The 22,146-nt window shown below is 57.7% G+C and carries 20 protein-coding genes; 12 read left to right on the top strand and 8 right to left on the bottom strand.

Annotated features, from left to right (window positions below; translation table 11 throughout):
• Positions 1-13: 13 nt before the first annotated feature.
• Positions 14-757, bottom strand: coding sequence for an RNA methyltransferase (locus ACR0ID_RS02110; RefSeq protein WP_480473016.1), 744 nt, complete (start codon positions 755-757; stop codon positions 14-16).
• A gap of 154 nt (positions 758-911) precedes the next feature.
• Between ACR0ID_RS02110 and ACR0ID_RS02105 the strand changes: the two genes are divergently transcribed.
• Complete coding sequence (locus ACR0ID_RS02105; protein ID WP_480603486.1) at positions 912-1,532, top strand: thiamine phosphate synthase; 621 nt, start codon at positions 912-914, stop codon at positions 1,530-1,532.
• Here the strand turns inward: ACR0ID_RS02105 and ACR0ID_RS02100 are convergent.
• On the bottom strand, positions 1,529-2,671 hold the full coding sequence (locus tag ACR0ID_RS02100) for a hypothetical protein (protein ID WP_480603484.1): 1,143 nt from the start codon (positions 2,669-2,671) through the stop codon (positions 1,529-1,531). The genes ACR0ID_RS02105 and ACR0ID_RS02100 overlap by 4 nt on opposite strands.
• Positions 2,672-2,841: 170 nt before the next feature.
• Between ACR0ID_RS02100 and ACR0ID_RS02095 the strand changes: the two genes are divergently transcribed.
• From ACR0ID_RS02095 to ACR0ID_RS02085, 3 genes are all read left to right on the top strand, one after another.
• Positions 2,842-3,735, top strand: coding sequence for a PfkB family carbohydrate kinase (locus ACR0ID_RS02095; protein ID WP_480603482.1), 894 nt, complete (start codon positions 2,842-2,844; stop codon positions 3,733-3,735).
• Positions 3,732-4,643 carry a pseudouridine-5'-phosphate glycosidase gene (locus tag ACR0ID_RS02090; protein WP_480603481.1) on the top strand — a complete coding sequence of 304 codons (912 nt, stop codon included), beginning with the start codon at positions 3,732-3,734 and terminating at the stop codon, positions 4,641-4,643. Before ACR0ID_RS02095 ends, ACR0ID_RS02090 begins: the two co-directional genes overlap by 4 nt.
• Before the next feature lie 65 nt (positions 4,644-4,708).
• Positions 4,709-5,389 (top strand): DUF502 domain-containing protein, encoded by a 681-nt coding sequence (locus ACR0ID_RS02085; protein WP_480553649.1) that lies wholly within the window; start codon positions 4,709-4,711, stop codon positions 5,387-5,389.
• On the opposite strand, the gene ACR0ID_RS02080 is transcribed toward ACR0ID_RS02085, so the two are convergent.
• The 3 genes from ACR0ID_RS02080 to ACR0ID_RS02070 all read right to left on the bottom strand — a co-directional run bounded on the left by ACR0ID_RS02080 (position 5,390) and on the right by ACR0ID_RS02070 (position 7,615).
• Positions 5,390-6,415, bottom strand: coding sequence for a patatin-like phospholipase family protein (locus tag ACR0ID_RS02080; RefSeq protein WP_480603479.1), 1,026 nt, complete (start codon positions 6,413-6,415; stop codon positions 5,390-5,392).
• 64 nt (positions 6,416-6,479) lie between these two features.
• Positions 6,480-7,253 (bottom strand): 3-hydroxybutyrate dehydrogenase, encoded by a 774-nt coding sequence (locus ACR0ID_RS02075; protein WP_480603478.1) that lies wholly within the window; start codon positions 7,251-7,253, stop codon positions 6,480-6,482.
• 137 nt (positions 7,254-7,390) lie between these two features.
• Complete coding sequence (locus ACR0ID_RS02070) at positions 7,391-7,615, bottom strand: hypothetical protein (RefSeq protein ID WP_480493162.1); 225 nt, start codon at positions 7,613-7,615, stop codon at positions 7,391-7,393.
• Between ACR0ID_RS02070 and ACR0ID_RS02065 the strand changes: the two genes are divergently transcribed.
• Together ACR0ID_RS02065 and ACR0ID_RS02060 are read left to right on the top strand one after the other, a co-directional pair.
• The gene (locus ACR0ID_RS02065; RefSeq protein ID WP_480603476.1) at positions 7,554-9,371 is read left to right on the top strand and encodes an extracellular solute-binding protein; all 1,818 of its coding nucleotides are present in this window, start codon (positions 7,554-7,556) and stop codon (positions 9,369-9,371) included. The genes ACR0ID_RS02070 and ACR0ID_RS02065 overlap by 62 nt on opposite strands.
• A 554-nt stretch (positions 9,372-9,925) precedes the next feature.
• Positions 9,926-10,165 (top strand): hypothetical protein, encoded by a 240-nt coding sequence (locus ACR0ID_RS02060; protein WP_480473034.1) that lies wholly within the window; start codon positions 9,926-9,928, stop codon positions 10,163-10,165.
• Here the strand turns inward: ACR0ID_RS02060 and ACR0ID_RS02055 are convergent.
• Positions 10,154-10,777, bottom strand: a complete 624-nt coding sequence (locus ACR0ID_RS02055; protein ID WP_209503779.1) for a helix-turn-helix domain-containing protein — start codon at positions 10,775-10,777, stop codon at positions 10,154-10,156. The genes ACR0ID_RS02060 and ACR0ID_RS02055 overlap by 12 nt on opposite strands.
• Before the next feature lie 65 nt (positions 10,778-10,842).
• On the opposite strand from ACR0ID_RS02055, the gene ACR0ID_RS02050 reads away from it, so the two are divergent.
• From ACR0ID_RS02050 to ACR0ID_RS02035, 4 genes are all read left to right on the top strand, one after another.
• Positions 10,843-12,360 (top strand): class I adenylate-forming enzyme family protein, encoded by a 1,518-nt coding sequence (locus tag ACR0ID_RS02050; protein WP_480603869.1) that lies wholly within the window; start codon positions 10,843-10,845, stop codon positions 12,358-12,360.
• Complete coding sequence (locus tag ACR0ID_RS02045) at positions 12,357-13,016, top strand: DsbA family oxidoreductase (RefSeq protein WP_480603474.1); 660 nt, start codon at positions 12,357-12,359, stop codon at positions 13,014-13,016. Before ACR0ID_RS02050 ends, ACR0ID_RS02045 begins: the two co-directional genes overlap by 4 nt.
• 76 nt (positions 13,017-13,092) lie before the next feature.
• Positions 13,093-14,301 (top strand): multidrug effflux MFS transporter, encoded by a 1,209-nt coding sequence (locus ACR0ID_RS02040; RefSeq protein WP_480517219.1) that lies wholly within the window; start codon positions 13,093-13,095, stop codon positions 14,299-14,301.
• Between the two features lie 58 nt (positions 14,302-14,359).
• Positions 14,360-16,018: a hypothetical protein gene (locus ACR0ID_RS02035; protein ID WP_480603472.1), complete on the top strand. Its 1,659-nt coding sequence runs from the start codon at positions 14,360-14,362 to the stop codon at positions 16,016-16,018.
• Between the two features lie 145 nt (positions 16,019-16,163).
• On the opposite strand, the gene mfd is transcribed toward ACR0ID_RS02035, so the two are convergent.
• Both mfd and ACR0ID_RS02025 read right to left on the bottom strand, forming a co-directional pair.
• Positions 16,164-19,622, bottom strand: a complete 3,459-nt coding sequence (gene mfd, locus ACR0ID_RS02030) for a transcription-repair coupling factor (RefSeq protein WP_480603470.1) — start codon at positions 19,620-19,622, stop codon at positions 16,164-16,166.
• 21 nt (positions 19,623-19,643) lie between these two features.
• On the bottom strand, positions 19,644-20,168 hold the full coding sequence (locus ACR0ID_RS02025) for a component of SufBCD complex (RefSeq protein ID WP_480603867.1): 525 nt from the start codon (positions 20,166-20,168) through the stop codon (positions 19,644-19,646).
• Positions 20,169-20,287: 119 nt separating this feature from the next.
• Between ACR0ID_RS02025 and hemB the strand changes: the two genes are divergently transcribed.
• Positions 20,288-21,286, top strand: a complete 999-nt coding sequence (hemB, locus tag ACR0ID_RS02020; protein ID WP_480603469.1) for a porphobilinogen synthase — start codon at positions 20,288-20,290, stop codon at positions 21,284-21,286.
• A 143-nt stretch (positions 21,287-21,429) separates the two neighbouring features.
• Positions 21,430-22,002 (top strand): lipid-binding SYLF domain-containing protein, encoded by a 573-nt coding sequence (locus ACR0ID_RS02015; RefSeq protein ID WP_480603467.1) that lies wholly within the window; start codon positions 21,430-21,432, stop codon positions 22,000-22,002.
• Positions 22,003-22,146 lie beyond the last annotated feature (144 nt).

Genomic DNA, 22,146 nt, shown 5'->3' with positions numbered 1-22,146 from the left:
GATAGGTCCAGCCTCAGCCTTTATCCTTCCAGCGGACCATCTGCCGCATGATCCCGTGCAACATCTGCACATCGGCCCGTGTCATCCGCATCCGCGACCACAGGTTGCGCAGGTTAACCTTCATCCCTTCGGCCTTTTCGGGAGGGTAGAAGAACCCCGCCTCCTCCAGCCTGTCCTCGTAGTGCTCGACAAGTTTTTCGACTTCGATCCCCGTGGCCCAGTCGCCTTTGCCCAGGTCGGTCGACTCATGCACTACATCCCCGGTCTGGCGCATCCACTCATAGGCGGTCAGCAATACGCATTGACCAAGGTTCAGCGAGGCATATTCCGGGTTCACCGGCACCGAGATGATCGCGTTGGCCTTGGCGATGTCTTCATTCTCTAGCCCCGCGCGTTCAGGGCCGAACAGAACTGTAACCTTCTCGCCCGCAGCGATCTTTTCGGCGGCAATCCTCATTGCGTGTTCGGGGCTGTAGACAGGTTTGGTCAAGCCCCGCTGACGAGCTGTTGTGGCGAAGACAAACGTGCTGTCGGCCAGCGATCCGGCCAGATCATCAAACAACTGCGCCTCATCCAGCAAGCGCCCTGCACCGCTGGACATTGCCACCGCTTTGGGGTTCGGCCAGCCGTCACGGGGGGCTACAATACGCATCCGGTCCAGCCCAAAGTTCCACATCGCCCGCGCAGCAGCGCCGATGTTTTCACCCATCTGCGGGCGCACAAGAACGAAGGAAGGCTGGGGTTTGTCGCTGGGCATGGCTCACCTTAAGAAAACTTGGCCTGCTGTAATTGGCAGGCTCTTGCAGGGCAAGGCGCAAGGGCGTTATTTGCAGGCTCTTGACCATAAAAGTTTGCTTCCCAGCCGCAATCCGCTAAACCGCGCCAAAGACTGAAAGCCGAAGGACGCGCCCATGGACACCCCCGAGCAGCCGCAGATTTACCTGATCACGCCTCCGACTATCGAGTTGAGCACGTTCACGAACAAGCTGGCGACTGTGCTGGACGGGGTCGAGATTGCCTGTGTCCGCCTCGCGTTGGCCGGAAGTGACGAAGATACCATCGCTCGCGCGGCCGACGCTTGCCGTGAAATCGCCCACGCGCGCGACGTGGCCATCGTAATCTCGAACCATGTATTGCTGGCGCAGCGTCTGGGGCTGGACGGGGTGCATTTGGATGATGCTGCACGCTCGGTCCGCACCGCGCGCAAGGAACTGGGCGCTGATGCAATCGTCGGAAGCTTTTGCGGCGCGTCGAGCCATGATGGTATGACTGCTGGCGAAAACGGAGCGGATTATGTGGCCTTCGGTCCTGTCGGCTCGGCCAAACTGAGGGACGGAACCCGCGCCGAAAAGGACCTGTTCCAATGGTGGTCCGAGATGATTGAGGTTCCGGTTGTGGCCGAAGGTGGGCTGACACCCGAACTGATCCGCGACCTGGCCCCCTGCACTGATTTCTTTGGCATTGGCGATGAGATCTGGGGCAGTGACGATCCGCTGGCGGCGCTGAAAACGCTGCTGGCGGCGTTGCTTTAACCCAGCACCCAAGGCTCGACAATCCAAAAGACACCGGCACCTGCAATCAGCATCGAGGCCAGAACCGATATCCGGCCTCGGGTTCGGTGCGAGCCGCCAGAAAACAAAAGCGACAGAGCAAGCCCAGCAAGGGCCACAACAACAAGCGGCAGAATACTCCCGGCGCCAAAGCCCAGGATGGCCGGGGGCAAATGATCTGGTGGCACCCCGATCCCGATCAGGTTCGAGGCAATTACCAGACCTTGAAAACCGCCAATGGCGAGAACCGCCAACAAACGCCAGACCTGCAATCGCCGGGCAACCAGGTTCCACAGCGCCAGAACGATGGTCGAAGCAACCAGAACAGGGGCCTCGCTCACTTTTCCTGCATCCAATACGCCATACAATCCCAGCCCAAGCCCGATCAGGGCGCCCGCTGACAGGAACATCAGTTGAGATACCACTGGGCGCAATTTCAAAGACAGAAACACTAGCGCCAAAACAAGAATGGATGGCTTAATTGGGTTTCGAAGAAACTGATCGACCCCTTTTGTGAAATATGTCTGCAATGTTTGTTGCGTTGTCAGAGACGCCCCGCCTTGCAAGGGGATCAGCGGGCTGGCTTCACCGGCAGCCAAATACCCGGTGTATGGCGCCGCGACATTTTGCTGTCGCAGAACGATTGGTCCGCTTTCTGACGGCCAGGTCAGACGCAGGTTTGACGCCTGATCGGGCAAAGGAGCAGTCAGCAACAGTTTGGAAACCCGCACTTTCTCCGTATCTCCCACAACAGGGATACGCACGCCTTCATAAGACAAACTCAATCGCTCTGGTGCCTCCACGACAAGATTTTGTTTCCAGAGATGAACGAACTCTTTGATCTGGGGTTCCAGCTCAGACGAAACCATTCGCCGCAAGGATTTGTAGTTTGGATCGTTGGAAAACGCAGCGGGCTGCGCGGGATTGTTCCCGGTCAACATGGCCTCGGCATTCCATTTCAACTCAAGAAACAGAGTGTTGGACTTGATCCAGTAATCAACAACGGTCGGCGGGGCGGATTGCGCCCTGCCCGATCCGGGATATAAAGTTGCAAGAACAAAAAAACTCAGGGCACAGGTTTTGAGGGTTCGAAAGATGGCGCGGAAAGCAGGGCCATTCATACGAAAAGCTCCAACAGGAAAATCAAATCACCAATCATTGCTTTCGATTGTTCCCGCGAAGGCCGCAGATCGCAAGCCCAAAGGGTATATCGGACCTGTGGATCGTAAATCTCTGATTGCGGTAACGTTCTGACTTGCATGGGCATCACCGCTGCGGCATGACGTCCTTTATGACTCAGAACAGTAATATCCTGTGTATCGGCTCGGTCCTGTGGGACGTGATCGGACGATCAGCCAGTGCCATGCGGCATGGCTCGGACGTGCCCGGCCGGATTACTCGCCTGCCGGGTGGTGTTGCGATGAACATAGCCATGACGCTGGTGCGTTTTGGTATGACGCCCACCCTGCTGACGGCCATCGGTCGTGACCCCGAGGGCGACGAACTGATTCATGCCTGCTCCCGCCTCGGCATGATCACGGATTACATCTATCGCTCGCAGGACCTGCCAACCGACCGGTATATGGCCGTCGAAGGTGCCAACGGGTTGATCGCGGCCATTGCCGACGCGCATTCGCTGGAAGCCGCTGGAGCAAAGATCCTGCGTCCGCTGATGCACGGCCCGCTTGGTCATGAAAACATGCCCTTTGAGGGCCCCATTGCACTTGACGGAAACCTGACCCTGAACCTGCTGGAAGAAATCGCCCAAAGCCCTGCTTTCGCCCGTGCCGATCTGCGTGTTGCCCCGGCCTCGCCCGGTAAAGCCGAGCGCCTATTGCCCTTCCTGAAACATGCCCGCGCCACGCTTTATGTGAACCTCGAAGAGGCAGGAATATTGTGCCAGCGCGAATTCACCGATTCTGAATCTGCCGCAAAAGGCCTTCTGGATCGTGGCGCGCTACGCGTGCTGGTCACAGATGGCGGCAACTCGGCCACGGTCGGTAGTTCAGACGAAATTCTGACCCAAACACCCCCCTCCGTTCTGGTCACCCGTGTGACCGGTGCCGGGGATACCTTCATGGCGGCTCATATCGCCTCAGAATCCGGCGGCGCATCAAGTGACGAGGCTCTAACCCGCGCTCTGCATGCCGCAGCAACCTACGTTTCCGGAGAAACCCCACTGTGATCGACATCCAATATTCTGCCGCGGTCCGCGCCGCCAAGGACGCGGGCCATCCCATCGTTGCGCTGGAAAGCACCATCATCACCCACGGCATGCCCTACCCGCAAAACGTCGAAGTTGCGGCTCAGGTCGAACAGGACATCCGCGATGCGGGGGCGGTTCCGGCGACCATGGCGGTGATTGAAGGCAAACTGCATGTGGGGCTCGAGCCGGACCAGTTGCAGTGGCTGGGTCAGGCGCAAGGCGTTGCCAAAATCTCGCGCGCGGATATGGCGGCCTGCATCTCGACCGGCGGCACCGGAGCCACAACCGTCGCCGCCACTATGATCGCCGCGCATTACGCCGGGATCGAGGTGTTTGCTACAGGCGGCATCGGTGGCGTGCATCAGGGCGCCGAAACCACGTTCGACATCTCGGCTGATCTGCACGAACTTGGCCATACACCGGTCACCGTCGTCGCAGCCGGAGCCAAGGCTATCCTTGATCTGGCCAAAACCCTTGAGGTTCTGGAAACGCTGGGGGTTCCAGTCATCGCCCATGGTCAGGATGCGTTTCCTGCCTTCTGGTCTGCAAAGTCACCCTATGCTGCCCCCCTGCGCATGGACACTCCAGAAGCTATCGCCAAGGCCCATGCAACCCGTCGCGCATTGGGCCTGCCTGGCGGGCAGCTGGTGGCCAACCCGATCCCGATCGCGGATCAGATCCCTGCCGAAATACTGGCCCCCATCATCGCCGAGGCACAGGCTGATGCTGATGCGCATCGGATTACCGGAAAAGATGTGACGCCCTATCTGCTGCAACGTATCTTTGAAAAGACCGAAGGCCGTTCGCTGACTGCCAACATTGCCCTTGTGCGCAACAATGCGCGCCTCGCGGCGGCGATTGCACGGGCACTGGTAGAACAGGGATAACGCAAGCCTATTGTGCCAAGGCTACCGATTGACTACCTAAATCCCGATAACCACTCGGATCCAAGATGAATACACCGTTCGACGAAGAACCGCTTCATCGCCGCCCCGGCATGCTGGCACGGCTGCGCGCGTCGTTCCTGACGGGGCTGGTTGTCATTGCGCCGGTCTGGCTGACGGTCTGGCTGATCTGGTCGGTAGTCGGTTGGATCGACAGTGCGGTCCTGCCACTGGTTCCTCATCAATTCCAACCGGAACGTTACGTCGGTATCAACCTGCGCGGCGTGGGCGTCGTGATCTTCCTGATCTTTACCGTTATCGTAGGGTGGATCGCAAAAGGAATTCTGGGCCGGTCCCTGATCCTGTTCGCTGAAAGCGTGGTAGATCGGATGCCGGTCGTCCGCTCGATCTATTCCGGGATCAAACAGATCTCGGAAACCGTATTTGCCCAAACCGAACGCTCTTTTGAAAAGGCATGCCTGATCCAGTATCCCCGCCGCGGGATCTGGGCCATTGGATTCGTCTCGACAACCGCCAAAGGCGAAATCAGCAAACGCGCGGAAACTGGAGGAGAGCTGCTCAGCGTTTTTGTCCCGACTACACCCAACCCGACCTCGGGCTTTTTGCTGTTTTTCCCGATGGAAGACGTAATTATGCTGGACATGACAATAGAGGATGCCGCGAAACTGGTGATTTCGGCCGGGCTCGTTTATCCCAACGAAAAAGACCCCACGCAACCGCCCGAGTGATTAACCGAACATAGCTGGCAGATCGACAGTACTGGTCTGACCCAGATCACTCATATGTTTGGCCAGAAAACGATCCGCCGCTACCCGCCCCGCCTGTTTCAGCTTGTGCAAAATAACCGGGTTGGGCACGGTTTTAGTGGCAACAGACAGGCTGCTCATCAACTCGTTATCGGCAATCATATGCACCAGAACGCGGCTCATGTCCCCGGCCTTCAGCTTGCCCTCTTTCAGAAGCCGTTGAACAAAGCTGATTGCCCGCAATTCGCGAAACAGGGATGAATTGAAGCTGATCTCGTTTATCCGGTTCTGGATCTGCTGCGGTGTGACCGGCACCGCGTCGCGCTCCAACGGGTTGATATTCACGATCACCACATCATCCGGCAGATCATTGTTGAACAGCGGATAGAGCGCCGGATTACCAGTATAACCGCCATCCCAATAGGCCTCGATCCGGTCTGTCTTTGGATCAAATATCTCGACAGCCTTGAACAGGGTCGGCAGGCAGGCCGAAGCCAAAATGGCATCTGTCGAGACTTCCTCCCCGGTAAACACGCGGATCTTGCCGCTTCTCACACAGGTGGCGCACACAAACAGGCGGGGTCCCGCATCGGCGCAAACTTCCGCAAAATTGAACCTGTCCACCACCGGCTCCAGCGGATTGCTGTAGAATGGACCATAAGCATAAGGCGACACCATCCGCGACCAGGCATCACCGAAGGAAAACGGCACCGAATATTCCATCGCCTGCGCGATTACAGCCGGTTCCAACCCGCGAAACCAATTGGCGATACGCATGTCACCAATCGCGCCCATACGCCTCCAAAGCCCATCCAGTTGCGCGCGCGCACCCTCACGTCCTGAATGAACCATCCCCGATTTGAACGCCGCACCGTTCAACGCACCGGCGGATGTTCCAGTGATCGCAGCAACCTCGATGTCTTCCTCATCCAGCAGCCGGTCAAGCACACCCCAGGTGAATGCCCCATGCGCACCGCCGCCCTGCAAAGCCAGATTGATCCGTATCACCGCCCTCACCCTTCATCTTTTCAGAAATACTCCGGGGGTTTGGGGGCAGCGCCCCCAAGGCCAATCACAAGGCGGTCCAGCCGCCATCGACAGAAATCGTGGTTCCCGTGATCTGCGCCGCCGCGTCCGAGCACAGGAAAATGGTTGTCCCGCCCAGTTGCTCAACGGTGGCGAATTCCTTGGAAGGTTGCCGTTCAAGAAGCACGTTTTTCACGACCTCCTCGCGGCTCATATTGTATTCTTTCATCGTGTTCGGGATCTGGGCCTCGACCAGAGGCGTCAGCACATAGCCTGGGCAAATGGCGTTGCAGGTGATCGGTTCTTGCGCCGTTTCCAAGGCAACGGTCTTGGTCATCCCCACCACCCCGTGCTTGGCGGCAACATAGGCTGCCTTGAACGGCGACGCCGTCAAACCATGCGCCGAGGCGATATTCACGATACGACCCCATCCCGCTTTGCGCATTATCGGCAGTGCGGCCGCGGTCGTGTGAAAGGCCGAGTTCATGTTGATCGCAATAATCGCATCCCATTTATCCACCGGGAACTGATTGATCGGGGACACAAACTGAATGCCCGCGTTGTTCACAAGTATGTCGCAAGATCCGGCCTGCTCAATCAGCGCGCGGCACTCATCGCCTCTTGACATGTCCGCCTTGATGTAACGCGCGTTGGTTCCGGTCTCTTTGGCAATCTCAGCAGCCAACGCGTGATCTTCGTCACGGTCCGTAAAGGAATTAAGGACGACATCTGCTCCAGCCTTCGCTAGCTCGCGCGCGACCCCCAGACCGATGCCAGAATTAGACCCAGTGATGATTGCTGTTTTGCCGGAAAGGCTCATGACCGTTCTCCCTGATGCGATGATTTGGTGCACAATGCCATGCTGCACCTGCAAAGAAAACGGGGAAACACACCAGTCTGAAATCCCAGCCTGACACTTCTCAAGCAGCCAAAAAAAACGCCCGCACGAAGCGGGCGTTAAGTTATTGAGGCAGGTTTCATACAGGCAAGAAACCTATCGAGCAGTGCATCCTTTATAAGCAATTCCACGCCTTCGTCCAAGCTAAAAGTTTGATAATATGAAAAATCATCACTACGGTGAATCCCAACAAAATAAGGCCAGAGCAGGATTGTTTCCAAAATGAGCCCGGATTTTCTCCGACCGTTTCGACCACTTGCGGCGGGAATCGCCAGCATTTTCATGATCTCTTCCGCCCATGCAGAATCGTCTCATGGCATAGCTATGTATGGAGACCCGGCCCTACCACCGGATTTTGTGTCACTACCCTATGCCAACCCCGATGCGCCCAAAGGCGGCAAAGTCGTTTTCGGAAATACTGGCGGCTATAACAGCCTGAACCCGTTTTTGCAAAAAGGCACCTCGCCCTGGCAATTGCCATTTTGGACCCATGAAAGCCTGATGGGGCGATCCTGGGACGAACCTTTCACACTTTACGGGCTGTTAGCCGAATCAGTTGAGGCGGCTCCCGACCGGTCATGGGTTGAATTTACCCTGCGGGAAGAGGCCCGGTTTTCCGACGGCAGCCCGGTCACGATTGACGACGTGATCTGGTCATACGAGACGCTCGGCACTCAGGGGCATCTGCGCTATCGCGGTTTTTGGGACAAAATCGACAGGATCGAACAGACCGGCCCGCGTTCGGTTCGGATTACTTTCAACGTGCCGGATCGCGAACTTGCCCTGCTCGCAGGGATGCGTCCGGTCCTCCAAAAGGCACAGTGGAAGGACAAGAAATTTGCCGACGCCGCCTTGCACGATGTCCCAATCGGCACCGGCCCCTATGTGATCGATAGCTACGAGGCCGGGCGCTATGTGAACCTACGTCGCAACCCGGAATATTGGGGGCAGGATATCCCGTTCCGCCGCGGCACCATGAATCTGGATGAAATGCGGATCGAGTTCTACGGCGACGGCAGCGTCCTGTTCGAGGCCTTCAAAGCCGGCGAGCTATCAGCGGTGCGTGAGTTCAACGGCGACAAATGGGACACGCAATACAGCTTCCCCGCCGTTCAGCGCGGCGATGTCATCAAGACCGAGATCCCGCATGGCAAACCGTCAGGCATGACCGGGTTCGTGATGAATACCCGCAAAGCCCCGTTCGACGACTGGCGCGTTCGCGAGGCCATGACGCTGGCCTTCAACTTCGAGTTCATCAACGACACGATCACTGGTGGGGCGCAGCCAAGGATCACGTCCTACTTTTCAGGCTCGGACCTGGCCATGCAGCCAGGACCGGCCCAAGGGCAGGTAAAAGCCCTGCTGGAACCCTTTGCCTCGGATCTGATCCCCGGCACGCTGGAAGGGTATGAACTGCCGAAGGGCGACGGTTCAGCCCGCAACCGCGCAAATATTCGCAAAGCCACCAAACTGTTGACCGAAGCGGGTTGGACCGTTCAGGACGGAGTCTTGCGCAACACGAATGGTGACCCGTTCAAAATGACGGTCTTGCTGCAGCAGGGTGACAGCGAGATGGCGTCGGTGGTCGAGATTTATTCCCGCGCTCTGGAACGGCTTGGCATTCAGGTTACGACGGAACAGGTCGACAACGCGCAGTATGTCGGGCGCACTGGGGAACTGGATTTTGATGTTACGCCTTTCCGGCGTGCTCTTTCACTGTCTCCCGGCAATGAACAGCGTTTGTATTGGGGAAGCGAGAACGCGGACACACCCGGCACACGCAACCTGATGGGCGTGGCCTCGCCCGCTGTTGATGCGATGATTGACGCCATGCTTGCCTCGGAAACACCTGAAGATTTCACCGCGGCAACCCGCGCGCTTGACCGGGTTCTGACGGCCGGTCGCTATGTCATCCCGATCTGGAGTTTTGATGTCGGGCGGATTGCCCACATACGCGAGCTCAGGTTCCCCGACACTGTGCCAATCTATGGCGATGGACCGCAATACATGCCGGAAGTGTGGTGGTACGACGCCCGGTAGTCACATGAACATCAGGGCAGCCGGGTTTTGTACAACACCGGCTGTTCACCGCGGAGTGTTGGCGGACGCCTTGAAATACACGATTCCTTTGCTCTTCCTGCCCGATTGGCCCATGAAAACCACGCCTGTCGGCGGAAATCAGCACATTGCCATCACATTCAGGTATACGTTTGGCGTCGACAAATCGCAGCACCACATGCAGGCCATATCGGACGCCGGATGATCCCATGAGACGGGCCTTCGGCCTGCTTTGGCCAACACTAAAAGCTACATTGAATCGAAATATTTAGACGTAGCCCAAAGATCGAGATCGCCTTTACAATCTGCTCGCCGGGATTTTCCGGTGCCGCAACAAACAGGTCTCCTGATCCGCAAGTACTTTGAATAATTTCAAGCCCGCCGCCCTGTTGCGGCAGCTATTGCAGAGGCACAATCTTGTAAAAGGAATGCAGTGACATGCTGCGACATTTTGTCATGTCTTCCCTTACGGCACCCATTACGTACCCTAAGGAGGGGGAGAGCAGTCCTAATCGCTACATAAGGAAAGCTCATACATGATGAACTGGACGGATTTGACACAAGACTGGAATGCGGCCTACGCACGTGCAAAGCGGCGTTTTCCGAATTTGCGTGACCAGGACATGATGCGCGTATCACAAGATCGTAAAGGGTTCGAAGCCTATCTGGCCGAGCGTCACCAGTTAACCATGAACGAAGCTCATGAAGAGGTCGAAGACTTCCTGTTCACCGAAGGTCTGAACAGAGAATTCTGCCGCGCGTCGCTAAGCAAGTGATGTGACCCAAAGGATTGTCGCGTCTTCGTCACTGACGGAGATTACGTTATGGCCCATGCTGCCATCGTAATAGGCGCTGTCACCCCTGCGCATTTCGACCGGCTCATAAAACTCGGTATAGAGCCGGACAACACCGGTCAGAACATACATGAACTCTTCGCCATCGTGGCGCACCCAGCCGTCGAATTCATCCATGGACCGCGCCCGAACCCGCGCGCGGTAGGGCAGCATGTGCTTCTTGGTCAGGGTTTCGGCCAGCAACTCATGCTCGTAGGTCGTTGTCGCGTGAGCCGCCCCTTCGCCCATCCGGGTAATCGCCATCCGTCCGATGACCTGATCCCGCTGTGGCGGTGTGAAAAGCTGAGGAACCGAGATTTCCAACCCAACCGCAAGCTTTTTGAGCGCGTCATAGGTAGGTGACATCTGCCCGTTCTCAATCTTGCTGAGGGTCGAACGGGCCAAACCGGCCTGACTGGCGGCCTGCTCCAGCGTCCATTTCCGCGCTTTTCGCAATTCGCGCACGCGCGCGCCAAGGTCCAGCGGTTCAACTTCGGTGTGATCGCCGGAATCGCGGGCAATTCGGATCAGGGATTTGGGATCTTGGGTGCTCATGCCATTCTCTATAGGCTTGGCCAGCCGCGCTTGCAACGCGCCAGACACCGCGTTAGCCAATGGCCATGTTTTCTGTCTTCGATCAGGGGGCGCCCGCGCCCTGCCCTGCACCCTTCAATCTGGCGGCGCACGTCCTTGGCCGCGCGGATCAGGTCCCTGATAAAGTGGCTTTGTCGGTATTAATGCCCCACGGCGCGCTGGACTGGACCTATCGCGACCTGCAATCCGCCGTACTGGGCACTGGCGCAGGATTGCTGCAAGCAGGTCTGACACCCGGCGAAATCGTTCTGATGCGGCTCGGCAATACGGTGGATTTCCCGATTGCCTATCTGGGGGCGATTTCAGTGGGTATCATTCCGGTGCCCACATCGTCGCAACTGACGGAACCCGAAACCGCCAGAATGATCGACGATCTGTCCCCAGCCGCGGTTCTTCGTGATCCCGCTGTCTCATGCGCGCCTCATCCCAGACAGATCGAGTTGGATGAACTGAAGGCTATGCACCATTTGCCCCCTGCCAGCTTTGAACTGGGCGACCCCGAGCGTATGGCATATGTCGTCTACACCTCGGGAACGTCGGGCAGTCCGCGTGCCGTGGCCCACGCGCATCGGGCAATCTGGGCGCGGCAGATGATGGTCGATGGCTGGTATGGTCTGCGCGCGTCCGATCGGTTGTGTCACGCCGGAGCGTTCAACTGGACCTATACACTTGGCACCGGACTGATGGACCCGTGGACCATCGGCGCAACCGCCTTGATCCCGGAACCGGGCACGGACATCACCGCCCTGCCTGCTCTGCTCCACCAGCATCGTGCAACCATCTTTGCGGCGGCACCAGGGGTCTTTCGCAAATTGGTGCAAGAGTATGAGCAAATCAACTTACCTGACCTGCGCCACGGTTTATGCGCTGGGGAAAAGCTTTCGCGCGCTCTGCACGAGAAATGGCTAAGCGCCACCGGTACGGAACTGTTCGAAGCCTACGGCATGTCCGAATGCTCGACTTTCATATCCTCAAGCCCGGCCCACCCCGCGCGCGGCGACGCATTGGGGCACCCGCAACCGGGTCGTCGCGTGGCCATTCTGGGCCCGGACGGCCCGGTGCCGCAGGGGCAAGAAGGTACCATCGCCATTCATCGGTCTGATCCCGGATTGATGCTGACCTACCTCAACGCACCCGATGAAGTTGAATCCCGGATGCAGGGCGAATGGTTCCTGACCGGAGATCAGGGGGCAATGGCAGTGGACGGCCAGGTCAGTTATCTGGGCAGGGACGACGACATGATGAATGCCGGTGGCTACCGCGTGTCCCCGGTCGAGGTCGAAGCCGCCCTGTCCCGTTTTCCCGGTATCACGCAGGTCGGTGCAGCTACGGTCGAGGTCAAACCGGACACATTTGTGATAGCAGCCTTCTATACCGGCCCGGAAAAGCTGGACGATGCGGCCTTGCGCGCCTATGTCGAGGCAAACCTGGCACGTTATAAACAACCACGCGCCTTCATCCACCTGTCTGCGCTACCAACCGGCGGCAATGGCAAACTCCTGCGCCGGGCGTTGCCGGCCTATTTCGAGGCACCAGCCACATGACCCAGACCGTCAAGCTCGACATCCTGTCCGATCCGATCTGTCCGTGGTGCTATATCGGTAAAACGCATCTCGACAAAGCACTGGCCAATGTGCCGGACCACCCTTTTGTCATCGAATGGCACCCCTTTCAGCTGAACCCTGATATGCCGGAAAATGGAATGGACCGGCGCGAGTATCTGGAGCGTAAATTTGGCGGCAAAGATGGTGCCTTGCGTGCTTATGCGCCGGTGGTTGAACATGCTGAAAGCGCCGGTCTGAAGATTGACTTTGAAGGCATGAAACGCACACCTAATACACTGGATGCACATCGCCTGATCCATTGGGCGGGGATCGAAGGCAAACAGAATGCCGTTGTGGATGCGCTGTTCGATGCCTATTTTGTTCAGGCCCGAGACATCGGCGACCCCGAAGTCCTGTCCGACATCGCAGACAGTGCCGGAATGGACGCTGCGGTGGTCATGAAGCTGTTGAAATCCGACGCCGACCGCGAGGATATTCGCAACCGTGATACTCATTCTCGCGAAATGGGCGTCAGTTCGGTCCCGACCTATATTGTTGCCAATCAACATGCCGTTCCGGGTGCTCAACCACCTGAAATGTGGGAGAAAGTGATCGCCGAAATCATGTCTCAACTTGAGGCTTCCTCCGCAGAATAGCACAGAGGTCTGTGCGAATTTCCAGTCTGGCCTAACCTGACTCACCATGATAGCGCGAACAGGTTAGGAGTGCTTCATGGCCAACCGCATGTCGAAGGCGGAATTCATTGCGCTGATCGCAATGATGTTCGCCACTATCGCGTTTTCGATCGATTCAATGCTGCCTGCCCTGCCCGAAATCGGCGCGCAGCTCAGCCCCGATGATGTCAATCGCGCCCAACTGATTCTGACGTCCTTCGTTCTGGGAATGGGTATCGGTACATTCTTTACCGGCCCGCTATCGGATGCGCTGGGACGCAAGCCGGTGATCTTTTGCGGCGCGCTATTGTACATTGCGGCTTCGGCTGTTGCCTGGGCCAGTTCTTCGCTGGAACTGGTGCTGATTGCGCGCGTTGTACAGGGGCTGGGCGCTGCCGGACCACGTGTGGTGGCAATGGCCATCATCCGTGACCTGTATTCAGGCCGGGAAATGGCGCGCATCATCTCAATCGCTATGATGATCTTCACTTTGGTACCAGCAGCGGCCCCGATGCTGGGCGCTGGTGTTATCGCCCTCTTCGGCTGGCGCGGGATATTCATGTCCTTTATCCTGTTCGCGCTGGTCGTCCTTTTTTGGGTGAGTACACGACTGCCCGAGTCCCTGGCCGTCGAGAACCGCCGCCCCTTTCGCCTGCCCCTGATGATTGCGGCCGTGAACGAAATGTTTGCCCATCCCACCGTGCGCTTGTCTATCTTCGTGCAGACCTTGTGCATGGGGACCTTGTTCACCATGCTGACTATGGTGCAACCGGTCTATGATGTGATCCATGATCGGGCCGACAGCTTTCCCTTCTGGTTCGGGTTTGTCGCCCTGATGTCAGGTTCGGCCAGCCTTTTGAACGCAGCTTTGGTGGTGCGCGTCGGGATGCGCCGGATGGTCACATTCGCCTTCGGCGCGCAGATAGCCATCACGTCTGTCGTCATCATCCTGAACATGGCGAACCTTTCGCCCGATATGTCATTTGCCCTGTTTGTCTTCTGGCAGACGATGGTCTTTTTCATGGCTGGTGTAACCATCGGCAATCTGAATGCCATTGCCATGGAGCCCATGGGCCACATCGCAGGCATGGCCGCTTCAGTTGTCGGGTCGATCTCAACAGTAATGGCTGCAGCAATCGCCGCGCCGATCGGGCTTCTGTTCAACGGATCCATCGCGCCGTTGACAATTGGCATTCTGAGTATGTGCGTGCTGTCGTTTGGCCTGATGATCCACATGGGTCGCATCGAAGAACGGCTGCCAGCCTGACCTGTGAATCTCGGGTGAAACACGCTATCCTACCCCGAACTTAGGGGGAGGAACTGTGATGAACGATTACTACGATCTGGGCAGCTATTCCTGCCCGGTTTCCACTTCCAGCCCCGAAGCTCAGCTGTGGTTCGACCGCGGGCTGAACTGGACATACGGCTACAATCACGAAGAGGCGGTAGCCTGTTTTCAACGCGCGGCCGAGCATGATCCGAATTGCGCAATGGCCCATTGGGGTGTCGCCTATGCAGCCGGTCCCAATTACAACCTCCCGTGGGACCTGCTGGATGAGAAGGGTCAGGAAGAAGCGCTGGCACAGGCTTACGAAGCGATGCAAAAAGCCCTTGGTCTGCTCGCAGGGTGCACTGCCGTCGAACAGGCCCTGATTCAGGCCCTGCTTGCGCGTTACCCGCAACGTGATCCGGTTCAGGACATGCACCAATGGGACCACGGTTTTGCCGAAGCGATGCGCGCGGCATTTGCGGCGCACCCGGACCACCTCGACTTGCGTACCATCTATGTCGAAGCGCTGCTGAACCTGACGCCATGGAAGATGTGGGATCTGAAAACGGGCCAACCCGCCCAGGGCGCGGCAACGAAGGAAGCGCAAGATGCGCTTGAATGGGCCATGGCGAACGATCCGGCTGCGATGTCACACCCGGGCCTGCTGCACCTCTATGTTCATCTGATGGAGATGTCTCCAACACCAGAAAAAGCCCTGAAAGCAGGGGATGTCCTTCGCACATTGGTTCCAGATGCAGGCCACTTGGTACATATGCCGACACATATCGATGTGCTCTGCGGACATTACCACAACGTTGTGCACTGGAACGAAAAAGCCTCGGAAGCCGACCTGAAATATTACGAACGCGAAGGCGCGTTCAACATTTACACAGGCTATCGCCAGCACAATTATCACTTTGCCATCTACGGTGCGCTTTTTCTTGGACAGATGGAACCGGCCCTACGTGCCAATCAGGGATTGTGGGATACAACACCCGAAGAATTGCTGCGCATCGAAAGCCCCCCGATGGCCGATTACTTCGAAAGCTACATGTCCATGGGCCCTCACATCCTGATCCGGTTTGGCCGCTGGGACGAGGCTAAGGCACTGGAACTGCCCTCAGACCCAGACCTGTTCCGCACCCTGACGGCCACGACACACTACGCGCGCGCCATCGCTCATGCAGCAACCGGTGATATCGCCAATGCCGAGGCCGAAGAAAATCTGTTTCTTGCCGCCAAAGAATGCGTTCCGGAAACACGTAGGCTGCACAACAACCGTGTGATTGACCTGCTGGAAATTGCGCGGGAAATGCTGCGCGGTGAGATCGAGTACCGCAAGGGCAACTTTGAAATCGCGTTTGCCCATCTGCGCCGCTCGGTCGAGCTGGACGATACCTTGCCCTATGACGAACCCTGGGGATGGATGCAGCCCACCCGCCACGCGCTTGGGGCGCTTCTTTACGAACAAGGACGGCTGGCCGAAGCTGAAGACGCCTATCGTGAAGATCTGGGCTTGGGCGGCACGCTAAGTCGCGCCTCGATACATCCTGACAACGTCTGGAGTTTGAAGGGCCTTTACGATTGCCTCAAGGCACGCAGCGAACAGGTTGAAGTCCTGCAAATCAAACAACGGCTTGACCTGGCGCTGGCCCGTGCCGACCGCATGGTGGCTGCGTCCTGCTTCTGCGCGCAGGCGGCAATGCGTAGCTAAAGTGTCCTGATCGTGCTGACGCACGATGCCTCCGGCGGGGATATTTTTAGCCAGATGAAGCAGGGATCCGCTTCTTCATCTGGCCATAAATATCCCGGGGGAAATGCGCGGAACGCGCAGCGGGGGCAGAGCCCCCTCTCACATCTCAACCTGCTTTGACCTTTTTTTGCGCCGCGACCACTTTTTCAGCGAGATCCCGGGCAATTGCAAAAGCCCCTTTGATCTTGTCACTGTCTTTTTTCCAGTCCCGGCGCACGACGATCTTGTTGTCTTTGACCTTGGCCATACCACGTTGATTTTGAATGAACTCAACCAGTCCCTGCGGCGAGGCGAATTTGTCATTGTGGAACTGGATGGTCGCACCTTTCGGCCCACCGTCGAGCTTTGCGATCCCGGCGCGTTTACACATGGCCTTGATCCGCACAACCAGCATCAAGGTATTCACCTCTTTCGGCAATTTGCCAAAACGGTCGATCAATTCTGCAGCAAAGCCCTCCAGTTCGACCTTTGTCGACAGAGACGACAGGCGGCGATAGAGCCCCAAGCGCACATCCAGATCTGGCACATAGTTCTCGGGGATCAGAACCGGCACACCCAGATTGATCTGCGGAGCCCATTGATCGTCCGCATCCGACAACTCCTCCATCTCGCCGGCTTTGATCTTGGCAATCGCCTCTTCCAGCATGGATTGGTAAAGCTCATAGCCCACATCGCGCATCTGGCCGGATTGTTCTTCACCCAACAGGTTGCCCGCACCACGAATGTCAAGATCCTGCGAGGCCAGAGTGAACCCGGCCCCCAACGTGTCCAGCGAGCCCAGAACACGCAGGCGTTTTTCGGCGGCAGCGGTCAGTTTCTGGCGCGGTTTGGTGGTCAGGTAAGCATAGGCACGGGTTTTCGAGCGCCCAACGCGACCCCGGATCTGATAGAGCTGGGCAAGGCCAAACATGTCCGCACGGTGCACGACCATCGTGTTTGCGGTCGGGATGTCCAGCCCGCTTTCGACAATGGTTGTGGCCAGCAGCACGTCGAATTTCCCGTCATAAAACGCGTTCATCCGATCATCGAGCTCACCCGCTGCCATCTGGCCATGGGCAACCACGTAAGTGAGCTCAGGCAGTTGATCTTTCAGAAATTCTTCGATCTCAGGCAGGTCCGAGATGCGCGGTACAACATAGAAAGTCTGCCCCCCACGATAGTGTTCACGCAGCAGCGCTTCTCGGATTGTAACGGCATCGAACTCGCTGACATAGGTGCGGATTGCCAGTCGGTCGATTGGAGGTGTGCCGATGATCGACAGATCGCGCACGCCGGTCAATGACAGTTGCAGCGTTCGCGGGATCGGTGTCGCGGTCAGGGTCAGCACGTGAATGTCTGAGCGCAGCTGTTTCAGCCGTTCCTTATGTCCCACGCCAAAATGCTGTTCCTCGTCGATGATCAAAAGCCCCAGATTGTTGAACCGTATGTTCTTGGCCAAAAGAGCGTGCGTTCCGATCACGATGTCCACTGTCCCGCGGGCCAGCCCGTCACGGGTTTTCTGGGCTTCTTTCGACGAAACAAAGCGCGACAATTGCCGGACCTCCAGCGGGAACCCCCGAAAGCGCTCCCTGAAACTCGCGGCATGCTGGCGGGACAGCAGGGTCGTGGGCGCTACAACCGCAACCTGAACGCCCGACATGGCGGCGACAAATGCGGCGCGCATGGCAACCTCGGTCTTTCCAAATCCGACATCACCGCAGATCAGACGATCCATCGGCGCGCCGGAATGGATGTCCTCCATCACATCCGAGATCGCCCGCAACTGGTCTTCGGTTTCCTGATATGGGAATCGCGCGCTGAATTCCTCCCACGCGTGGGGCGGTGGATCCATGACCGGGGCTTTGCGTAATGCACGTTCAGCTGCGATGCGGATCAGCTTATCCGCCATCTCGCGGATGCGCTCTTTCAGCTTGGCCTTCTTTGCCTGCCATGCACCGCCACCCAAACGGTCCAGCAGACCTTCGTCATGGCCGTATTTCGACAGCAATTCTATGTTTTCGACCGGCAGGTACAGCTTTGCCTGCTCGGCATATTCCAGCAACAGGCATTCATGGGCGGCACCGGCTGCGGTGACGACCTCCATTCCCATGTAACGACCTATACCGTGATCCACGTGAACAACCAGATCACCGGGGCTGAGCGACTGGGTTTCGGTCAGAAAGTTTTCGGCCTTGCGGCGCTTTTTGGGCTGACGGATCAGCCGGTCGCCCAGCACATCCTGTTCAGCGATCACCGTTAGATCAGGAGTTTCGAACCCGTGCTCCAACGCCCAGACGGCAAGGTGCAAGCCGCGTTTTCCAATGCGGGTGCCGTTGGCCACATGTATCGCCTCGGCCAGCCCTTCGTCTTCGATCAGGCCGGTCAGGCGTTCCCGCGCGCCATCGGAATATGAGGCGATCAGCACCGGTCCTTTGTCGAGCTTTGCAGTGATGTGACTGGCCAAAGCGCCGAACAGGCTGATGCTTTCCTGCTGGCGTTCCGGCGCAAAGTTGCGCCCGATGCGTCCACCCGCGTCGATGACACCGGGGCCAGAGGCTTGCGGCAGCGGGCTGAACTGCAAAACCCGACGATCCGCGACAGCCGCCTCCCAGGCGGTATCGTCAAGATACAACAACCCCGGAGGTGTGGGTTTATAGACCGTGTCCATGCGAGATCGGTTTTCCAGCGCCAGTCGTCGGGTCTCGTACTGATCGGCAATCGTATCCCAACGCGCCAGACGCGCGGGCGTCACCTGATCATCGACAGTGATCACCGCATCCGGCAAGTAGTCGAACAGTGTCTCCAGTTTTTCGTGGAAGAACGGCAGCCAGTGTTCGATCCCCTGATGTTTGCGGCCTGCGCTTACGGCCTCATACAAAGGGTCATCCGTACCGGCGGCACCAAACTCGATGCGATAGTTCTGACGGAACCGGGTTATGGCGGCCTCGTCCAGGATGACTTCGGACACCGGTGCAAGTTCAACGATGTCCAGCTTTTCGGTTGTTCGCTGGGACGCCGGATCAAAGCGGCGCGCGCCGTCCAGGACGTCACCGAACAGGTCCAGCCGAACCGGGCCCGCCTCTCCCGGAGGGAAGATGTCGATGATGCCGCCACGGATGGCGTAATCGCCGGGTTCCATCACCGTTGGACTTTGTGTGAACCCCATACGCACCAGAAAGTTTCGCAGAGCGGTTTCATCTATGCGATGGCCAACTCGGGCAGTAAACGCCGCCTCTCGCAAAACCTCCCGTGCCGGGACGCGTTGGGTCGCGGCGTTCAGCGTGGTCAGTAATACATACTGTTGGGGCATCTGGTGGACCAGCGCCGCCAGAGTAGCGACGCGCGCCGCCGAGATATCCGCATTAGGCGAGACCCGGTCATAAGGAAGGCAATCCCAACCCGGAAACACAAAGACAGGCATCTGAGGCGCAAAGAACGCCAGTGCAGCGCGCATCGCTTCCATCCGCTTGTCATCGCGTGCGACATGGGCCACCGGCCCCGTGCTGCGGGCGATCTCGTTCAGCACCAGCTGCGCGTCAAACCCTTCGGGGGCGCCGCCAACTGTCACGTGGTTCGGAGCCTTCATCGCCTCGCCTTTCAGAATCTTCTATCCCAGAACGCCAATCGAAAGGTTCTGATACATGCCCCAGAACGAAGTGACCAGTATCGAGATCATGCCGATGATCTGGGTATACAGACGGCAGCGGGAAATCGTTTTCGAGACAGTTTCGAGTGTCAATTCCTGCCGCCGGAGGCGCCTTGCATGCAAGATATTCACCAAAAGCACCAAGGTCATTGGGAACAAAAGCAAAAACAGGGCCTGCGCGAACTCGACATCATAATAAAACCCAAGCGTGGCCATCCCGGTGAACAGAAAACACCCAAACGCCAAAAGGATGGTGCCAGACATGTCGACGATCAGCAGAATCCGATTTGTATGGATGCGAACGATGTCGAGCAGATCGGTTTCGACCTGACCTCCGATCCGGCGGGCACGAACAACCAGATCATATGGGATGCCCATCACCCAGTGGCTGGCCGACGACCAGAGTACCGCCAGTACGATCCAGAACCACAGATTTGAAAAGCTGCGCATGTCGATGAGTTCAAAGATCGAAGAGTACCAGTCCAAACCCAACCCTTTATTCGCACTACTCAGGGGGGTTCCATCTAGGCGCGCGTCCATTGATACCCTTGAGACCTTTGTGAATTCATGCCACCCAATGCACGAATGTTCAAGGAGAACGCGCCATGAAACCGACCATTGCCCCATTTCCCATGACCCGCTTTCGCCGAGCCCGTCAATCACAGGCAATTCGTGCGCTGGTGCGTGAGAACACTCTGACAACGGATGACCTGATCTGGCCGGTTTTCGTGCGCGATGGCGAAGGTATTGAAGAGCCCGTGCCCTCGATGCCTGGTGTGGTTCGCAGATCGGTTGACCTGATTGCCAAAGCGGCGGTCGAGGCCCAGACCCTTGGGATTCCTGCGATTTGCATCTTTCCCTACACCGACCCTGCGCTGAAAACCGAAGACTGCGCCGAGGCATGGAACCCCGACAACCTGTCAAACCGGGCCATCCGGGCAATCAAGGCGGCGGCCCCAGACGTCGCCATAATGACGGATGTGGCGCTTGACCCGTATAACATCAACGGCCACGACGGATATGTCGTTGACGGAGAAATCGTGAACGACCAGACCGTCGAGGCGCTGGTAAAGATGGCACTGGCACAGGCAGACGCCGGTGCGGATATCATCGGCCCGTCGGACATGATGGACGGCCGGATCGGGGAAATGCGTCGCGCGCTGGAACGTGCGGGCCATCACAACGTGATGATCCTCAGCTATGCCGCCAAATATGCCAGTGCGTTTTACGGACCCTTCCGCGACGCGGTCGGTGCATCGGGGGCCCTGACGGGCGACAAAAAGACCTACCAGATGGACCCCGCGAACTCGGACGAGGCCCTGCGCCTGATCGAACGCGATCTGACTGAAGGCGCCGATATGGTGATGATCAAGCCGGGCATGCCTTATCTGGATATCTGCCGCCGCGTGAAAGACAATTTCGGTGCGCCGACATATGCCTATCAGGTATCGGGCGAATACGCGATGATTCAGGCTGCAGCCCAGAACGGCTGGATCGATGGCGAGAAGGTGATGCTGGAAAGCCTTCTGGCCTTCAAACGCGCCGGATGCGATGGAATTCTGACCTATTTCTCTCCTCAGGTTGCGCGCATCCTGCAGGGATAAAGCCCGCAAGTTTCGCGATATTTCGCCGATAAGATTTCCCAATCGGGCAGCTTTCCCGTGACACATCGCCCTGATCGGCGTATCCTCGCCGCCAAGACCGGGATGACCCGGCATTTCAGGCACAGTTACAGAGATATAAAACCATGAGCAGTTCCAATTCCCCCCGGCTGAATCGTCGCGGCTTTACCTTGGGCATGGCAGGTCTGAGCTTGACCGCCGCCTGTGGCAACGGCGTCGGCAATTCCAACGCAGCAACAATCGATGCCCGTGTCGACGCCACGCTGACCGAGATGTACAGCCGCTATCCCAACACGGTTGAAATTGCGAACAAGGCCAACGGCATGCTGGTCATGCCGCTGATTACCGAAGCCGGTTTCGTGTTCGGTGGCGGTTACGGCCGCGGCGCGCTGCGCATCAGCGGTGCAACAGTTGACTTCTACTCGGCGGTCAAGGGCACGGCCGGGCTACAGATCGGCGCGCAGCAATATGCGCATGTCCTGTTTTTCATGACCGAAGACGCCCTGAACGATTTCCGTCGTTCCAGTGGTTGGACAGCCGGAGCAGATATTGGCTATGTGGTCAGCGATCAGGGCGATTCCGTGTCGACAGACACAACGACATTGCGATCGCCCGTTCTTGCTGCAATCTTCGGACAGGCTGGGCTTCAGATCGGTGCGACCGTGGAAGGCACGAAATATACCCGCATTATCCCGTAATTCGGGCTTACCACTTCTTCTGGCAAACCCCATCACAGCGGAATGCTGCGGTGGGGTGTTTGTTTTCATCCTTTCCGCGCAGGTTCTCGCCGCGTTCCTCTTTCGGTTGGACCCGCCATCCACTAATCTCCGCGCAACCTTCAT

The sequence above is a fragment of the Ruegeria sp. AL2 genome (assembly GCF_056540845.1).
This window is presented reverse-complemented; position numbering and strand designations above follow the sequence as displayed.